Origin of the sequence: Mycobacterium intermedium, assembly GCF_002086275.1 — a bacterium.
Taxonomy (GTDB): Bacteria; Actinomycetota; Actinomycetes; order Mycobacteriales; family Mycobacteriaceae; genus Mycobacterium; species Mycobacterium intermedium.
In genome coordinates this window covers 32,405-51,165 of sequence record NZ_MVHT01000026.1, presented here as the reverse complement: position 1 = coordinate 51,165, position 18,761 = coordinate 32,405, and the positions used below count along the sequence as shown (strand labels likewise).

Annotated in this window: 9 protein-coding genes; 4 read left to right on the top strand and 5 right to left on the bottom strand. The window is 66.5% G+C overall.

The annotated features are described in order from the left end of the window. Positions 1–29: 29 nt before the first annotated feature. Positions 30–1,061, bottom strand: coding sequence for a heat-inducible transcriptional repressor HrcA (hrcA, locus tag BST27_RS11730; RefSeq protein WP_069420563.1), 1,032 nt, complete (start codon positions 1,059–1,061; stop codon positions 30–32). Between the two features lie 193 nt (positions 1,062–1,254). Between hrcA and BST27_RS11725 the strand changes: the two genes are divergently transcribed. The 3 genes from BST27_RS11725 (at position 1,255) to BST27_RS11715 (ending at position 3,144) form a co-directional block, all read left to right on the top strand. Further along, positions 1,255–1,569, top strand: coding sequence for a type II toxin-antitoxin system VapB family antitoxin (locus tag BST27_RS11725; protein WP_069420562.1), 315 nt, complete (start codon positions 1,255–1,257; stop codon positions 1,567–1,569). Positions 1,570–1,648: 79 nt separating this feature from the next. Beyond that, the gene (locus BST27_RS11720) at positions 1,649–2,263 is read left to right on the top strand and encodes a carboxymuconolactone decarboxylase family protein (protein ID WP_069420561.1); all 615 of its coding nucleotides are present in this window, start codon (positions 1,649–1,651) and stop codon (positions 2,261–2,263) included. Continuing rightward, a complete protein-coding gene (locus BST27_RS11715; protein WP_069420586.1) occupies positions 2,260–3,144 on the top strand; it encodes a sigma-70 family RNA polymerase sigma factor in 885 nt (294 codons plus the stop codon). Before BST27_RS11720 ends, BST27_RS11715 begins: the two co-directional genes overlap by 4 nt. Positions 3,145–3,159: 15 nt before the next feature. Here BST27_RS11715 and BST27_RS11710 read toward each other — a convergent pair whose 3' ends face one another. Continuing rightward, positions 3,160–3,687 (bottom strand): MTB12 family secreted protein, encoded by a 528-nt coding sequence (locus BST27_RS11710; protein WP_069420560.1) that lies wholly within the window; start codon positions 3,685–3,687, stop codon positions 3,160–3,162. A 281-nt stretch (positions 3,688–3,968) separates the two neighbouring features. On the opposite strand from BST27_RS11710, the gene BST27_RS11705 reads away from it, so the two are divergent. Further along, the gene (locus BST27_RS11705; RefSeq protein WP_079220027.1) at positions 3,969–5,351 is read left to right on the top strand and encodes a SagB family peptide dehydrogenase; all 1,383 of its coding nucleotides are present in this window, start codon (positions 3,969–3,971) and stop codon (positions 5,349–5,351) included. Positions 5,352–5,353: 2 nt separating this feature from the next. Here BST27_RS11705 and BST27_RS11700 read toward each other — a convergent pair whose 3' ends face one another. The 3 genes from BST27_RS11700 to BST27_RS11690 are packed head-to-tail and all read right to left on the bottom strand — an operon-like array spanning position 5,354 to position 18,518. Next, positions 5,354–8,875 carry a non-ribosomal peptide synthetase gene (locus BST27_RS11700; protein ID WP_069420558.1) on the bottom strand — a complete coding sequence of 1,174 codons (3,522 nt, stop codon included), beginning with the start codon at positions 8,873–8,875 and terminating at the stop codon, positions 5,354–5,356. A gap of 11 nt (positions 8,876–8,886) precedes the next feature. Next, positions 8,887–13,437 (bottom strand): non-ribosomal peptide synthetase, encoded by a 4,551-nt coding sequence (locus BST27_RS11695; RefSeq protein WP_069420585.1) that lies wholly within the window; start codon positions 13,435–13,437, stop codon positions 8,887–8,889. Positions 13,438–13,445: 8 nt separating this feature from the next. Next, on the bottom strand, positions 13,446–18,518 hold the full coding sequence (locus tag BST27_RS11690) for a non-ribosomal peptide synthetase (RefSeq protein ID WP_069420557.1): 5,073 nt from the start codon (positions 18,516–18,518) through the stop codon (positions 13,446–13,448). Positions 18,519–18,761 lie beyond the last annotated feature (243 nt).

Genomic DNA, 18,761 nt, shown 5'->3' with positions numbered 1-18,761 from the left:
TGCCCCCAAGACCTCTAGCGGGTGCCCGCTCATCGGGCACCCAGCACTTCGCCGATATACATGGCAACCGCGGCCACACTAGCCATAGTTCCCGGGTAGTCCATCCGGGTGGGCCCCAGCACACCCATGCCTCCGTAGACGGTGTCGTTCGTGCCGTAGGCGGTCGTGACCACTGAGGTGCCGGCCATCTGCTCGGCCTCGGTTTCATGCCCGATGCGCACCGTGATCTTGCCGGCTTCCTGTTGGGCCGCCAACAAACGCAGCACCACGACCTGTTCCTCGAGGGCTTCGAGGACTGAGCGCAGCGATCCACCGAAGTCCGCGGCATTGCGGGTCAGATTGGCGGTGCCGCCCAGCAGCAAGCGCTCCTCGGTGTGCTCCACCAGTGATTCCAGCAACACGGTGGCCGAGCGGCCGACCGCGTCGCCCAGACCATCGCCGGCTCGCAGTTGGGCCGCGAGATCTGCCACGGCGACCGAGGCCGCCGAGAGCTTCTTACCCACCAGCGCCTGGCCCAGCATTTCGCGCAGTTGGGAGAGCTGGTGGTCGTCGATGACGTCACCAAGTTCGACGATGCGTTGATCAACCCGGCCGGAGTCGGTGATGACCACCATCAACAGCCGAGCCGGGGTCAGCGCGATCACTTCCAGATGGCGCACGGTTGACGTGGACAGCGTCGGATACTGCACCACGGCAACCTGACGGGTCAGTTGCGCCAACAGTCGCACGGCACGGCGCAACACGTCATCGAGGTCGACACCGGATTCCAGGAATTGTTGGATCGCCCGCCGTTCGGCCGTGGACAAGGGCTTGACGTCGTCGAGGCGATCGACAAACTCCCGGTAGCCCTTTTCCGTCGGCACCCGCCCAGAACTGGTGTGCGGCTGGGTGATGTACCCCTCGGCCTCCAACACGGCCATGTCGTTTCGGACGGTTGCTGAGGAAACCCCGAGGTTATGCCGCTCTACCAGTGATTTTGAGCCGATCGGCTCCTTGGTGGAGACGAAGTCGGCAACGATGGCACGCAGCACCTGGAAACGTCGTTCGTCGGCGCTTCCCATCGGCTATCCCCTCCTCCACTCTGGACTGATTCATTTTACGGTCTAAACAGGCCGTCAACGTCCACGAACGCCGCGCTCGGCGCCCGCCACAGAATTGACTCACGGGTCAGTGAGCCATTCGCGGCGTAATCGGTCTAGCCTTTTTCTCCAACGGTCCTGTCGAGTCTGGACGAATGGGCGAAAGCGACGGCGGATGATTTTCAAGGGCGTGCGCGAGGGCAAGCCATACCCCGAGCACGGGTTGTCCTACCGGGATTGGGCGCAAATTCCGCCTCAACAAATCCGGCTCGACGAATTGGTCACGACGACGACGGTCCTCGCCCTGGATCGCCTCCTTTCGGAGGATTCGACCTTCTACGGCGACCTCTTCCCACACGCCGTGAAATGGCGGGGGATCACCTATCTCGAAGACGGTCTGCACCGGGCGGTGCGCGCCGCGCTGCGTAACCGCACCGTACTGCATGCGCGGGTGTTCGACATGGACGCGGCGTCAGGCGAGCCCCGATAGTCGCTGCCGGTCACATTTGGGTGCCGCCACGTGTCGAGTTGGTAGGAGCGTCAACTCAACGGACACCTAGGAGGGCACCATGTCCCGACTCGCTGGAGTATCGGACCGCGACGCCGGATTGGGCGCCAAGATCGCCTTTTTCTTCACCCGGCGCAAGCTGGCGAAAATGGCCGGACTGCAGACCTTGGGCCGCGCCGAGATGCTCGAACCGCTGCGCATGTACGCCCACATCCCCAAGGTGCTCAATGCATACGGTCGGCTGGAACAGGCGGAGGCGAGCCTGACCATTCTCAGCCAACGGCATCGGGTGCTGGCCGAGCTGAAATCGGCGACCACGGTCAACTGTGAATACTGCATCGATCTCGGTTCCCAGATCGCCCGCGGGATGGGCCTGACCGACGAGGAGTTGCTGGCCATGGCCGACTTCGAGAACGCCCCGTGCTTCTCCGAAGTCGACAAGCTGGTCCTGCGGTATGCCACCGCGGTCAGCCGCACCCCGGTCGAGGTCAGCGACGAGTTGTTCGACGCCTTGCGTGCCCATTTCGATACGGCTCAGCTGGTTGCACTGACGCACATCATCACGCTGGGCAATCTCCGGGCCCGGTTCAACATTGCTCTGGGCATCGGGGCTGCGGGCTTCTCGCAGGGTCGGGTGTGCGCGCTGCCGTCGGGCGGGCCGGCGAAGGCACCATGACCTTCGGCCAGGATCTCACCGCACGCTTCGAGGCGGCTCGGCCGCAACTGGGAGCGGTGGCCTACCGGATGCTGGGCTCGATCGATGACGCCGAGGACGCCGTTCAGGAAGCGTGGTTGCGGCTCAGTAACAGCGCGACCGACGAGATCGCCAATCTCGACGCTTGGCTGACCACCGTGGTGGCGCGAATCTGCTTGAACACGCTGCGCGCCCGCCGCGCCGGGGGCGCCGAGGAGCCGGTCGAACAACTCCCCGATCCGATCATCGATGCGACCAAAGACTCCGACCCGGAACACCGCGCGATGCTGGCGGATGCGGTCGGCATGGCCTTGTTCGTGGTGCTGGACACGTTGCCGCCCGCGGAGCGGCTGGCATTCGTGTTGCACGACGCGTTTTCCGTCCCGTTCGCCCAGATCGCACCGATCGTGGACCGGTCGCCGGATGCAACCCGCAAGCTGGCCAGCCGCGCCCGGCGACGCATCGAGGAAGCCCACCCGGTGCCCGATGGCGAACTGGCCGCCCAGCGCGCGGTCGTCGACGCGTTCTTCGCGGCCGGGCGCAGCGGAGACTTCGACCGACTGGTGTCCGTGTTGCACCCGGACGCGGTGCTGCGCGGCGACTTCGGCCCCGGCGCCGGATACCGCACCGAAGGCGCAGCCTCGGTGGCAAAGCTGGCCCAGAGTTACGCGGGACCAGAGCGCAAGGTGAGCGCCGCAACCGTCAACGGCGCCGCCGGCGCGGTCATCTTCGTGTCCGGCCGACCATCCGCGGTCATGGGGTTCGTGGTACGGGACGGCAGGATCACCTCGATCGACGTACTGGCCGATCCGATGCGCATCGCCAAGCTGGACCTGAGCGCGCTGGGCCCTGCAGGCGATTGACGTTGTGCTCTCGCGCTACTGGCGCGCGGCCTGCAGCAACTCCATCGCCGAGTCACGCGACAGCACCCAGCCGCCTTGGTTGACGAAGGTGACGTTCTTGATGACGGGCGGCGACAGCTTGGGGCCCGATACCGCGACATCGGCCGTGGCCGCCCCACCCGCGGCGGGTTGGATGTTGGTGATTCCGAACGACAACGGCAGCGACCCGTTCTTCTCGGCCTTCTTCAGCGCGTGATCGGCAAGGCGCGCCTCGGTGCCGCCGAGGCCTCCCTCCACCAAATTGCCCTTGTTGGCGAACGAAACTGCCGGGTCGGCAAGGCTGTTCAGAATGCCCGTCAGCTGCGCGGCGGACGGTAGGCCGACGGCCGGAGCCGGGGTGGGAATGGGCGCCGGGTCGAGCGGCAACGGCGCACCTACGGATTGCGGCGGCGCCTGATACGTGGCGGGCGACGCGGATGCGACGGCGGTTGCGCCGGCGCCGGCTACACCGATTGCGGCTACTGCGGCCCCGGCCACGGCCACAGCCACGACTAGCGATTTCATCAGTTGGTTCCCCTTCGATTGGCACGTAACGCGACACAGCAGCGGTGAGTGGTCGCGTCCCCCGTGTTGCAGATGTGCATCTTGTGACAGATGTGTCGTAGTTCGGTGGGGTTACGTTACGCCGACGGTATGTGTACCGCCTAAGCCGGACCTGTCGGAAAACTGTGCGCCGGCCATGAACGCACCCATGAACGCACCCACAGCCGCCGCGGCTTGAGTTCGCCAGACCTAGGCTAACCAAGCTGAACGATGAACCGCGTATACCGACGAAGGACGTGCGAGTGCCCCGCCTCACTCACCCCGACCAGACCCCCGACCAGACCCGGTATGCGTTCCGTCCCGGCGTCACCTGCTTGACCACGCGCGCGGGCGCCGTTTTGCTGAACCCGCCGCGCAGCGACAAGCTGACCGGTCTCACCGCCGGCCAGCTGCGGGCGCTGAAGGCTCTCAATGTGGGGCCGGGAACGATTGCGGATCTCACGGGACCAGGCGAAGCAAATCCGGTGGCCGCTCTGGTCGACCGCCTCGCCGGCGGCGGCTGGTTGAACGTCACGGTGCGCGACGGCGGAAAGGACTTCTATTCGATTTTGCCGATCAAGCCGGCCCCGCCCCGCCCGGCAGCTCCGACCTCCGCGGTGCTGTCCAAATTCGCTGTACTGCATCGGGATTCGGGTGGATTCGTGCTGGAAAATCCACTTTCCTGGTGCGACGTGCGGGTGCACGACCCACGTCTGCTGGTCCTGCTCGACGGATCCGGACCGGTGCCATCGGACCTGCCGGCGCCGGTCGCGGCGCAGTTCGTCGCGGACCTGACCTGGTGCGGCATGCTCGTCCCCGCCGGTGACGAGGACACTCGGTTCGAGGCGCTGAGTTGGAGCGCGCCGGATCTGTGGTTTCACCGGCGCAGCACACTCGGTGAGCGCAATGTCACCTGGGAGCATTTCGGTCCGACGAAGTGGGCGAAAGGCCGCTTCCCGCAACCTCCCGCCCGACGAGCGGACTACCCGGGCGCACCGATCGCGTTACCCGTTCCGGACCTGGATGCCAAACGGACGGAAGACCCGACACTGACCGCCGTGCTCGAAGACCGCGTCTCCATCCGAACATTCGACGACGCCCACCCGATCACCGTCGCACAGTTGGCCGAATTGCTTTATCGCACTGCGCGAACCCGGGACACGCAGCGGATCGGCGAGGGTGAAGAACTGGTCTCCCGGCCCTACCCGTCCGGCGGCGGGCTGTACGAACTCGAGGTCTACCCGGTGGTGCGCAACGTCACCGGACTCGACGCGGGCATGTATCACTACGACTCGTTCGACCACACGCTGCGACCGGTTGCCGCCGTGGACTCGAAACCCGTTGCCCAACTGCTGAAGCCAACGTCGGCGACCCTGACCGGAGGTGCCGAGCCGCAGGTGCTGCTGATCATGGCGGCGCGGTTCGGTCGCATGATGTGGACATACGAGCAGATCGCCTACTCCGCGATCCTGAAGAATGTCGGTGTCCTCATGCAGACCATCTACCTGGCCGCGACCGCGATGGGATTGGGTGCGTGCGCACAGGGTTTCAGTGACACCGCCGCATTCATCGCCGCCACGGGTGTCGACGAACGTCAGGAGTGCAGCGTCGGCAGCATCATCGTCGGATCCGTCGAGGCGAAATAGCGTCAACCCTCGGCGAGAACCTCTTCGTCGGTGAGCGCGGCCACCTCGAGGTAGTGGCGCGCGATCACCGACAGCCGGTCCGGGGTTCCGCGGAGTGCCTCGCGGCCGTTGAGTCGCTCGGCGAACCCGGCGACTGTGCGGCCGGCGAACAGATCGGCGACCACCGCGTGATCGGTGTCGAGCCAATCCCTTACCCGGGCGATGAATGTGGTGGCCAACACCGAGTCTCCGCCGAGCGCAAAAAAATCCCGATGCACGCCCACCGAATCCACACCCAGCACTTCGGCGGCGATGTGCGCGAGCGCTTCTTCCAGGTCATTGCGCGGCGCCTCGTCCTGCACGTCCGAATCTTCGGTGCCCCGCTGTTCGAGCAGGGCGGCCACGGCCCGGCGGTCGAGCTTGCCGTTCGAGGTCAGCGGGAACCGTTCGAAGCGCACGATGCGGGTGGGAACCATGTAGCCCGGCAGGAGTTTCGCCACCGCCTCGGTGATGCCCGCGATGTCATCGGCCTCACCCGCTATGGCGGCTACCAGCTTCGGCGCGCTGTCACCTACCACGAGCGCTACCGCATGACGCACCCCCGGAACGCTGCGCAGGGCGGTCTCCACCTCGCCGAGTTCGACCCGGTAGCCACGGATCTGCACCTGATGATCGGCGCGGCCCAGGAATTCGATGGTCCCGTCGGGCCAGTACCTGGCCATGTCGCCGGTCTTGTACCAGCGGATTCCCTGATGCTCGACGAACCGCTCGGCGGTGCGTTGCGGATCATTGCGGTAGCCCGCGGCGACGTTCGCGCCGCCGACCCAAAACTCGCCCGGGACCCAGTCGGGGCAGTCGCGCCCCGAGGGTGAGACGACCCGGCACCGAACATTGCGCAACGGAACACCGAACGGCACCGTTGCCCAATGCGCCGGCGGCTCGCCGACGACCTCACAGATGGTGTTGTGGATCGCGGTCTCGGTGGCACCGCCGAGACCGGAGAACCGGCAGCCCGGAACCTGTCTGGCCAGCCTGCGCGCTAAGTCGGCGCCCACCCAGTCACCGCCGAGCGTGACGGCCCGCAGCGAATCCCCGAGCCGATCGCCGCCAAGCTCCAGAATCATGTCAAGCATGCTCGGCACGCAGTTGAGGATCGAAACTCGATGGGCGCGCAGCAGTTCCACCCACGACGTGCTGGCCGCCTTCTCCGCGGCGTCCACCGCGACCAGTGATCCACCCACGGAGAACATCCCGAAGATGTCGTAGACCGAGGCATCGAACTCCAGTTCCGACAGGGCGAGGACTCGATCGGAACTGTTGACGTCGAACCAGTCGTTCACCGCGTCGATGGTGTTCATGGCGGCGCTGTGCGGGACGTCGACACCCTTGGGCACGCCGGTCGAACCGGATGTGAAGATCACATAGGCGATGTCGCTGGTGTCCGGAAAGACCGCCGCCTGCAACGGCTTCGGATGGCTTTGGGCGGCGTTGACGGCGAGGGAGGCAACCGGGACCCCAATGTCGGCGCCGTCCACCGTGAGGGCCGCGACGATGCCGGCCGATTCAAGGATTTTGGCCCGCCGGGCATCTGGTTGGTCGAAGCCGATCGGCACATACGTTGCCCCGGCGGCCAGCACGCCCAACGCCGCCGCGATCTGGTCGCGGCCCTTGGGCAATTGGATCGCCACGGCGTCGCCCGGACGGACGCCACGGTCGCGCAGCGCGCCCGCGATGGCGAGCGAGCGGTCGGCCAGTGCGCGGTAAGTCCATGCGCCCGCCTCGTCGCCCAGTCCCCACACGACCGCTACCGCATCCGGATTCGACACCGCGTGCTCGAAGAACTCTTGATGCAGGCAGCGTCCGCTGACCGGGCCGTCGGTCGCGTTGATCGCCGCCCGCACCTCCGCCTGAGCACTCGGTAGGCGTACCGCCGCCTCGGCATCCCAGCCCGCGTCGCCTTCGGAGAGGCGCGCGACGTTCTCGGTGAAGGCGTCGAACATGACATCGATCAAGCCCGGCGGGAATGCGGATTCCCGCACATCCCAGTTGAGCAGCAGGCCACCGCGAAGTTCGGTCACCTGCGCGTCCAGCAACACCTGCGGACCCTGCGAGATGATCCACACCGGGTCGCCGAATGTCTGGATGACGTTGTCGGCAAACAGTTCGCCGAGATCCAGTGCGCTGGTGAACACCACCGGCGCGAGCACCGGTTCACCGCGGTACCGGCCCAGATCCCGCAACACCTCGAGGCCGGAATAGGCCGCGTGTGCGCCGCTTTCGTACATGCTGCGCTGGACGGCTCGAGCCCGGTCGGTGACCGACACGTTTTCGCTGACGTCCACCTCGAGCATGATCGACGACGTGAAATCTCCGACCACCCGATCGATGTCGGGATGTACCGGCTGCCGGTGAAACAGCGGCACGTTCAGCAGAAACCGGTCCTGCGCCGACCACGCGCCGACCGTGTCGGCAAAAACCGCCGCCAACGCCATTGCCGGCGTCACCCCGCGCGCGTGGGCCGCCGCCACAAGTCTTTCTTTGGCCTCGGGCGCCAGCCAGTAGTCATAGCGCACGGTCCGATGCGCCGCGCCGCTTTTCCCCACCGAGACGGTGGGCAGCTCGGGCGCACCCGGTAGTTCGGGCAACCGCTGCCGCCACCAGTTCTGGTCTCGGTCGTGCTCACCGCCGTTGTCACGTCGCTCGGTGCGATAGCGCCGATAGGTGTAGCCCGGCACGGGCAACGTCGTGCCCTGATACAGCTCGGCCAGATCCGATACCAGCACCCGGTAGCTCATCGCGTCGCCCGCCAGCATGTCGACGTCCAGGTGCAGCCGGCTGCGCTCGTCGTCAAGAAGTGTCAGCGTGACGTCGATGACCTGCCCCTGCTCGATGTCCAAGCGTTGGTGGGTCTTTCGCTCCCGTAACTCGGTCAGTGCGGATTCGGCGTGGGCGGGGCTCTGCCCGCGGAGGTCGACGACGCCGAATACCGGCCGCCCCGGGGCGGGCATCGTCTGCTGGGTGCCATCGGGTAGGAACCGGGTGCGAAGCATCGGATGCATCGTCACCAGGTCGGCCACTGCACGCTGAAGTCGAACCGGATCGATGGCGCCACAGTCGAATTCGACGTAGATGTGTGCCGCAACGCCACCGAGCTGCTGTTCGTCCGACCGTCCGATCCAATAGGCGTGCTGCATGGTGGCCAGCGGGAACGGGGCTTCTTCGGCTACCGCGTCGGTCTCACCGGTCGCTTCGGTTGCCTCGGTTGCCTGGGTTGCCTGGGTTGCCTCGACTCTTGCGCCGGCGCTGAGTAAGCCGTGCCAGGATTCCACCGTGGGGTTGGCCGCAAGTTCGGCAAACGTGATGGCCGCGCCGCGTTTCCTCCAGCCGCCGGCCAGCGCCATCATGCGGATGGAATTCAGGCCCAGTTGGATAAGGTCATCGTGGTCAGCGACATCCACTTCCGCACAACCTATTTCGGCGGCGACGGTAGCCCTGATCTGGTCCTTGCTGATCTGGCCGTCGCCCGCACCCTGCAGCGGCTCCATTACGTTCCCCTCTATGCCTCACCGGCCAGGGCAGCCGCGAGCACAGCCGTGCCGCGCTGCCACAATTGCGTCAGGCGCTCAATGTCGGATCGCTCGAACAACGCGTCGCTCCACAGCCAGTTGGTCGTCAGTCGCGGTCCCTGCGGCGTACCGCGTATCGCCGCGGCGATGTACAGGGCGAACCGCAGCGGCAGGTCCGGTTCGGGGTCCACGGGCAGCGCGTCCAGCTGGTCGCCGGCCACCAACGACCACGGCTGATCCGTTGTGCCGGTGAGGTCCAGGCGACCCAGATAGCTGAACGTGATCTGCGGCTCGGCGGCGTCCTGCAACTCGGGAATACCGTCCACGTAGCGGAGCAGTCCGTAGTCCAGACCATCGTTCGGGATGGCGCTCAAATGGCTTGCCACGGAATCGAACAGGCCGCGGACGGCATCGGGATCGCTCTCGCTGCGCGCTACGTCGACGGCCGGGCTGCCGACGCCCAGCCGAACCGGAAATGCGGTGGTGAACCATCCGACGGTGTTGGTGGTGTCGGCATCCAACAGGGCGTCGGCGCGCCCGTGACCCTCCAGGGCGACGAGGGTGCCCGATGACGGATCCTGGTCATGGAAACGCCGCCAACTGGCAACGGTCATGGTCAGCACGGAAAGCAGAAATTCGTCCATGCCTTCATTTCTGGTGAAGGTGGCCAGCACGCGCTCGGTGACGTCAACGGGTGCGAGCACCTGAGTGACCTGCAGCGTGGACCAGGTGTCTCGGGTCGGGTCAACGAGCCGGCTACCCAGCGCCGGATCGGGACCGCGAACCTGGTCGGTCCAATACTGCCGCTGAGCCTGCACTTCGCGCTCGCCGGCTCGACCCCACATCAGCTCTGACCACCGCCGGTAGGAAGTGAACTCCGGCAGCGTCTTTGGTGTCGTGCCGGATTGCATCGCGCGCCACGCCTCCGTGATATCGCCCAGCATGATGTGCCAGGAGACCACGTCCACCGTCAAGTGGTGGGCGGCGATCAGCAGCATCTCCCCCGTCGCGGGCCCGGAGATCCACACCGCGTGCACCATCGCACCCGCGTGCGGGTCGATGTGGTCGTTGCCGGTGCGCGCGGCGGCGGTGATGGCGGCGTGCACATCCGAGTCGGCCGGCACCTCCATCCGGGTGATCAGGTCAGCCGCGCGGACGGCGCCTGGTTCGCGGGTCACCAGACGCGGGCCGTCGGCGGTGTCGACCAGGATCGAGCGCAGCATGTCGTGCCCGTCGAGCAGCAACTGCAGCATCACTTCGATTGTCGGGCGGTCGATCTCAGCGGGTAGCCGCAGCAGGATCATGTGGGTGAAGCGACGATAGTTTCCGTACTCGTACAGCCAGGACACGATGGGCAGCGGCAGGGCTTCGCCGTATTCGCTGTCATCGGCATCCACCCCGTCCCCCGCGGCACCCCCGTCTATCGCCGCCGCGAGCTGGCGAATTGTGGGGGCGGTCAGCACCATCCGTGGGCTTACCGCGATGCCGAGCCGTCGGGCCTTGTGTACCAACGAGATCGCCACGATGCTGTCGATGCCGAGTGAGAAGAAGTCGTCGTCGATGTGCGGTACGACTCCGTTGAACTGGTCGGCGAAGATCTCGCACAGCGCTCGCTCGGTGTCGGTCGACGCCGACTCCGGTCCGTGGGCGCCGGCCGAGAGCGCCTGCTCGGCCAGCCTGTCCAGGGCGTGGCCGTCGAGCTTGCCGTTGGAATTCACCGGCAGGCGAGGCAGTGTCACGATGCGGGCCGGGATCATGTACAGGGGCAGGCGCTCGGCCAGTCCGGCCCGCAGGTTGAGCTCGTCACCCGCACTGTCTTGCCACACAACGAAACCCACCAACGTGGCAGCCCCATCCCGGCGCAGCACCGAGACCGCGGCATCGTGCACCCCCGGTTGGCCGCGGAGAGCGGCTTCGATCTCACCGATCTCGACGCGGTAGCCGCGAATCTTGACCTGGTTGTCGTCGCGTCCCAGGTAGGCGAACCCTCCGTGCGGCAAGCGGCGCACCAAGTCCCCGGTCCGGTACATGCGCTGGCCCGGGCGCAGCGGATCGGCCACGAAGCGACTCGCGGTCAGTCCCGGCCTGCCGACGTAGCCTCGGGCCAGCTGCCGGCCCGACAGGTACAGCTCTCCCACCGCACCGTGCGGCACCGTTCGTAGTTGTGAGTCCAGGACGTAGCCGAAGGTTCCCGCGTTCGGCGTGCCGATCGTCGGTGTCGGATACTCCTGGACGGGAGCGACCACCGCCTCGACGGTCGCCTCGGTGGGCCCGTAGCAGTTGTAGACGGCGGTCGGCGTCAGCGCGCGCAACTGCTCCCACAACGCCGTGTTGATCGATTCGCCGCCCAAGGCCAGCACGGACAGCGAATGATCGAGCAGGCCAGCGGCTTTGAGTTGTACGAGCATCGACGGGGTGGTGTCGATCATGTCGATCCGGTGGGCAGCCATCCCACTGACCAACCGATCCGCGTCGCGCATCTCCTCGGCATCGAACAGGTGCAGCCGATGGCCGTCGAGCAGGCCGACCATCGGTTGCCAGGAGGCGTCGAAGCTGAGCGACCAGGCGTGCGCGATGCGCAGTCGGCGGCCGAGGCGGGCCGTGGCCGGCTGATAGACGCGCCGGCGATGGTCGGCAAAGTAGCTCAGCAGGGCGGCGTTGGTGTTCACCACCCCCTTGGGTTCGCCGGTGGAACCCGAGGTGAAGATGATGTACGCGGCGTGTTCGGGATGACGGCGAACCGACGGGGCGGCTGCGGGGCGGGCGGAGATGCGCTCGGCGACAGCGGGATCGTCGAGCACCAAAGTGCGCGTTGCCGCGGCCCCGACCAGTTCGTTGTGGTCGGCATCGGTGAGCGCCAGCGCTGGGTTGGCTTGACGCACAATGGATCCGATGCGCACTGGCGGTAATGTGATGTCGACGGGCAGGTAGGCGGCACCGGCGGCGAGCACGGCCAGAATCGCGACGATCGAGCGGGTCGAGCGCGGCAGCCCCAAGGCCACAACGGTTTCCGGGCCGATACCGTGATCGGCGAGCTCGCCGGCCAACCGGCACGCTTGGGCGTGCAGGTCGGCGTAGGTGAAGCTTTCACCGCTTTCGCCGACGCCGCCGGCGCTGAGCGCAAGGGCCTCCGGGGTGGCCCGGGCTTGTCGTTCGAAAAGCTCCCACACCGTGGCTTGCTGCGGTTCGGGCGCCGATACGGTTGCCAGGACGGCGATTTCGGCGCGCTCGGCCGGTGTGAGGACATCGAGTGCGTCCGGTGTCCGGTCGCCGATATCGGGTAACTGCCGCAGCACGGCGAGCAGCCGCTCGCCGATGTCGGCCGGACTCAGATGCGGCAGCGCCTCGCGAATCGCCTCGACGAGCACCAGCAGCGCGTCTCCCGACAGGTGGGAGACCACGGTCAACGGGTAGTGCGTCAGGCTTTCCATCTCGATCGGGGTGAACCGCACGCCGTCGGGTTCGGTCACCGGACGGATCACGTCGGAAATCGGCGCATTCTCGAAGACGAACATCGAGTCGAACAACGCGCCCCGGCCGTGTTCGCGTTGAATCTCGGACAGACTGAGATAGCCGATGTCGCGCATGGCCGATGACTCCCGTTGCAGCCGTGCACATTGCTCGACCACCGAAGTGGCGCCGTCGAGTCGGTGCACTACCGGCACGGCGTTGATGAACAACCCGACCATGCTTTCCACGCCGGGCAGGTTTTCCGGACGCCCGGAGACGATGGTGCCGAACACCACATCGCGGCGGTCGGTGAGCCGGCTGAGTACCACGGCCCACGCGAACAGCACCGCGGTGTTGAGCGTGAGGCCGTTGCGGCTAGCCCATTGCCGCAGCCGGGTCGTATCTGCCTCGGGCAGCAGCAGTTCGGTCTTGTCAGGGGTGCCGTCCCCGGCGGCGACGGTGGCATCGGCGACCATGAGCGGCCCGGATACGCCACCGAGATACCGGTCCCACTTGGCAAGCGCGGCCGCCCGGTCCTGCTGGGCGAGCCAGACGATGTAGTCGCGGTAGAGGCGCGGGGGCGCAAGTCCGTCGGCGGATCCCCCGGCCCGGTAGATGGCGAGCAGCTCGGTGAAGAACACCGCGAGCGCCCAGCCGTCCACCAAGATGTGGTGTGCGGTGAAGATCATCCGGCGCCTACTCGCACCGGGCACGGTCAACAGCACAACGCGCATTGCGGGACCGCGACTCAAGTCAAACGGGCGACGTCGTTCCGACCGGGCTATGGACTCGAATTCCGTTGGCTGCGCAGGTCGTTCTGACCAGGGCAGCTCGGCATGGCTGGGCACGATCTGCACCGGCTTGGGCACGTCACGATCCCAGAAGGCCGCGCGCAAGTTGGGGTGTCGGGCCAGCATCGCCTGAGCGCTGCGGCGCAGCCGCTCGACGTCGACCGGTCCGTCGATGTCGATGATGAACTGCATGCTGTACAGGTCGATGCCGTCCTCGGCCATCCGGTACAGCGCAAACAGCCCCTCCTGCAGGGGACTTAGCGCTAGGACGTCCTCGATCTGTGGTGCGGTGGAAGTCACGACCTGGGTCACGACTCCTTGAGCCACGACGCGGTGAGTTTGGCCAACGCGTCCGGGTCCAAGCCCGACGTGCTCATCGGCTGGTAGTCCGGTTCGGGTGCCGGCCCCGTCGGGGTCGTTGGTGCGTCGGAGGTTTCATCGGCTGCCGCGTCGACAGCCGCGGCCAGTTCGGCGATGGTCATGTGCTCGAACACCATTGGCGGCGTCAACGCCAGCCCCCGCGCGTTGGCCTGGGCGGACCACTTGATGGAGATGATGCTGTCGCCGCCGAGTGCGAAGAAGTTGTCCTCGGGGTCGACGTCGGTGATTTCGAGGAGCTCCTCCAGCAGCGTGATGAGGATCCGCTGGGTCTCTGTGGAACCCTCGGTGGCCGGTTGCGGTCGTTCCGATGCGGCCACGCGCGGGGTGGGTGGGGCCAACAACCGTTCCATGTCGGTCGCGGGCAGCAACTCCAGCCGGGAGACCGGGAGGTCCGGTGTCTTCGGGAAGGCATCGAGCGCGTTGTGCAGAGCGTCGGCGACGAGCGCGACCGTCTCTGGCTCGTAGAGATCGGCGTTGGCGACCACGCGCACCTCGAGTACGCCATCGGGTGTCACCTTCATGCTCAGGTCCAAGTCGAGCAGGGAGATGTCGAAGTCCAGCGCAAGTGGAACGAGGACCGTTTCCCCCGTAGTCGTGAGGTCACGTGGCACCAGCGCCCAGTCCTCGCCGTGGAAGTGGAGCATGTTTTGGAACAACGTGTTCCGTGACAGCGTCCGCGGCGGGTTGAGCGCTTCCACGACGCGTTCGTAGGGGACTTCCTGGTGGGCGAAGCCGTCGAGCACCAGGCTACGGCTGCGTTCGACGACGGTGCGCAGTGTTGGATCACCGGATAAGTCGTTGCGCAGCAACACCATGTTCGCGAACAGACCGATCAGTTGCGTCGCGCCCGGTTCGACGCGGCAAGCGACCGGACAACCCAGGGCGATGTCGGTGCCGCCGCCGAGCTTGTGCAGCCACACGGCGAGAACCGCTTGGTAGAGCATGAATTCGGTGACGCCGTTCTGCTCGGCGAACTGGGTGAGGGTGGCCCGACGCGCCGCGGGAACCGTGAACGTCGCTACCCTGCCGGTCTTCTTCGCCAGCACTGGGGGCCGCGCGTGGTCATGGGCCACCGCGATCTCGTCGGGGAGTCCGGTCAAAGTGTCGCGCCAGTAGGCCAACTCGGCCTGCCCCCAGTCGCTGTCGAACGCATTGTGTTGCCACACCGCGTAATCCGCGAACTGGAACGGGAGCGGGGCCCACTGTGGCGCGCTGCCGTCGATACGCGCGCGGTAGGCGACGACGAGGTCGTCCAGCAGGATGCCCAACGAGGCGTGGTCGGACATGATGTGGTGCACGATGATGAACAGCACGTGGGTGTGCGGGGCGATTCTCAACAGGGTCGCCCGGATCAGCGGTCCCGTTTCGGGAGTGAGCACGTAGCTCCGCAGCTCCGCTATCTTCCGATCGACGTCGTCCGCGGACACGTCGATGATCGGCAGCTCCAACTTCAACGTCGGGTGCACGATTTGGTATGGAACACCTTCGTGCTCGGCGTAATTCGTGCGCAGCGACTCGTGCCGGGCGGTCACGTCGTTGAGCGCCGCGCCGAGCGCATCGGCGTCCAGCGGACCCTCGATACGGCGCGCAAAGGCAATGTTGAATTCCGCCCGCGGGCCTTCCAACCGATACTGAAACCAGGCGGCGAGCTGGGAATAGGACAGCGGAATCCGTTCCGGCCGAATGGCGCCGGCGATCCCAGGTCGGTTCGAGGACGTCACCAGTGCCGAGTCGGCAAAGCTGTCAAAGTCTTCCAGCTCATCCGGCGCGTCCAGCTCGTCGAGTTCGATGTCGAACTCGACGCGGAATTGCTCGACCAGTCGAGCCGCCAGACCGGCCGGTGTCGGGGTGTCGAACACGGCGCGAACGGTCAACTCCACCCCGAACTCGGCCCGGATCTGTGCCACCAGGCGGGCAGCCAGCAGGGAATGACCACCCAGGCCAAAGAAGGAGCTATCGGCGCCCACTCGCTCGAGGTCGAACAGCCGGGCGAAAATCGCGCACACCCGGCGTTCGGTGACGGTGGCCGGTTCGCGGTAACGACGGACCGCGATAGGGGTGGGGGCGGGCAGGGCCCGTTTGTCGAGTTTGCCGCTGACCGTCAGCGGGATCTCGGGGATCACCGCAAAAGCGCTGGGCACCATGTACTCCGGCAGCACCGCGGCCGCGTGGGCACGAACCTCGTCCAGGTCCAGCTCGGCGCCGCTGTCGCCGGTCACCGGCACCAGGTAGGCGGCGAGCATCGGGCCCACCTCGGTGTCCTCCGCGACTACCAGGCAGTGCCGCACCGCCGGGTGTCTGGCCACCACCGCCTCCACCTCGCCGAGTTCGATGCGGAAGCCGCGGACCTTGACCTGCTCGTCGGCACGGCCGACGAACTCCAGCTCGCCAGCAATGTTGCGGCGGACCAGATCCCCAGTTCGATACATCCGCTCGCCCGGGCGGAACGGGTCGGCGATGAACCGCTGGGCGGTCAAGCCCGGACGACCGAGGTAGCCCCGCGCCAACTGATTGCCGCCGAGGTACAACTCCCCGATCACTTCGGCGGGCACCGGCTGCAGCTCTTCGTCGAGGACGTATGCGTAGACGTTGCGGTTCGGCACACCAATGGGCACCACCCGTGCACCGTGTGATCCCTCCACCGGCATGTGCGTCGAACAGACCACGGCCTCGGTCGGGCCGTAGTGATTACGCAACTCGGCGTCGAAGTAATTGGCGAACCTGTCCGCCACGTCACCCGGCAGCGCCTCGCCACCCACCGGCACGTAACGCAGCGCACGCCATTCGCTGACCTGCGGCAGCATCAGCACGGTGCTCAGCATGGAGGGAACCATGTGCAGCACGGTCACCTGATGCCGGCTGATCAGATCGGCGATGTAGCCGATGTCGCCCAAGGCTGTGCCGTCCGGCGGATTCGGCACAATAATCCGCGCCCCGAGCGCCAGCGTGACGAAGATGTCCAACAGTGACGCGTCGAAGCTCACCGAAGATGACTGCAGCAACCGATCTTCGGCGGTCATGCTCCACTCGGCGATGAACCCATCCACGTGCTCGGCGATCGCGTGATGCGGCACCGCGACGCCCTTGGGCTGTCCCGTGGAGCCGGAGGTGTAGATGACGTAGGCCAGGTGATCGGGAAGCAACGGACGCAACCGGTCCGCGTCGGTGACCGCGGTATCCGACAGCTGCGCGGCGGCTTGCTCGGCGGCGTCGAGTTCGGCCCGGCCGATGACCGTCTTCGGACGGGCGTCCGCGACGAGGTACTCGATGCGGTCGTCGGGGTATGCCGGGTCGATCGGCAGGTACGCCGCACCGGCTTTCAGCACGCCCAGCACGGCGACGATGAACTCAATCGACGTGGCCAAGCGCAGACCGATGACGTCGTCGGCAGCCACGCCCTGCCCGATCAACCAGCGCGCCAACCGATTCGCCCGTCCATGCAATTCGGTGTAGGTCAGCTGCGCGTCATCGGACACCACGGCCAGCGCGTCGGGGTTGACCGTCGCGGCCTTCTCGAGCAGCGCGACCATCGTGGTCGCGGGCGTGGGTACCAGTTCCCCGTGTGACTGCGCCAACACGGCTTCCCGGTCGCCGGGGCCGAGCATGTCCAGACTGGTGAGGCGGTGCTGCGGTTCGGCTAGCGCGTGGTCCAACAGCTGTATGTAGTGGACCAGCATCTGCTCGACGAGCGCGCTGCTGAGCACGTCGGTCTGGTACTCGAATTCGACGACGGCGCCGTCCGGTTCGAGCACGATCGCCAGCGCCAGCGGAAGGTGGGCGACGACGGCACCCAATTCCAGCTGGCGCACTTCGACGCCCGCCAGCGTCAGACCGGTCGTGCTCTTGCGCATGCTGAAACCGAGCCGGACCAGTTCCTCCATGCCGTCGTGCCCCATGGTGCGATCCGGATTCGCCTCCCGCACAACACGATCGATGCCAACCGACTGATGGGCGAAACCGGCCAGGCAGGTTTCGCGCACCGCATCGACGAACGATGCGAAGGTGTCCTGCGGCCCCGCAACCATCCGCAGCAACAGGGTGTTGCCGAAGTACCCGATCGCCCCTTCGGCCGCTGCCCGCCGGTCGGTGACGGGCACCGAGATCACAAAGTCCGGGGCTCCGGTGTAGCGGCGCACCAGCACAGCGAAGGCGGCGAGCAACACCATGAACGGTGAGGCGGAGCGCTCGCGGGCGAACTCCTCGACGCGGGCATGCAGCTCGGCGGGCAGCGGCCGCGTCCGACGGGTCGCCCAGCGGGACGGTTGCGCGTTCGCCAAACCGGGAAGCTGCAGCGGTTCGGGCGCCGGCCGCAGGGTGTCGGCCCAGTAGCCGACGTCGGCGATCGAGGGCTCGGTCGCGTTCCCGGAAACCTCGATCGCGATGAACTGCGGCGCCTCGGCGAGTGGTCGACCGCTATAGGCAGCGCTGAGGTCATTGAAGAAAACGGCCCAGGAGTCGTCATCCCAACTGATGTGATGCACGACCAGCAGCAGCACGAATTCGTCTGTGCCAGTGCGTATCAGCGTCACCCGCAGCGGCAACTCTTGGGTCAGGTCGAACGGCTTGCCGAACTCCGCTCGGGCCATTGCCTCGACCTGCCGCTGCCGCTCCTGCTCGGGGCGCGCGGTGACGTCTTCGACGCGCCAGCTGACCTCGCCGTCGTCGGAAAAGACCTGATACGGCTCACCTTCGGTGTCGACGCCGTAGGTGGTACGCAAGATGGCATGGCGCGCAACGACGTTATTGAACGCGGCACGTAGCCGATCCGGGTCGACGGCACCGGTCAGTTGGTATGCGACACAGATATTGAGTGTGACGTCGGTGCCATCCATGGTCTGCAGGAACCACATCCGACGCTGTCCCGCAGACAGACCGTACCGCTCCCCCGCATAGATCGGCCGACGTTCGACCGATGGTGCCGCCGCCAAGCCGCTTTCGGCGATACGCCGACGCAGCAACTCCCGTCGGCGTTGCTGGACGGTCTTGGCGTCGTCCGACATTGCTCAGCTCACTCCTGAAGTCGAGGTCGTGGGTGCGCCGGGGCCGCACGGTACGACGCGCATCACACCAGCCTCTCAGCCCTTGCCGCCAGCGGCGACGCTGTCCTCCCCTGGCGTGCATCTCTATGACTACCGGCTTATGTTAGCCTTCGCTAAGTTGCGTGGCTCTTGCGGCCGTTGCGAGACTGCATCGACATTTCGGATGCCGCTGGTGGGCGACCTGACGACCTGCGGCCACCAACC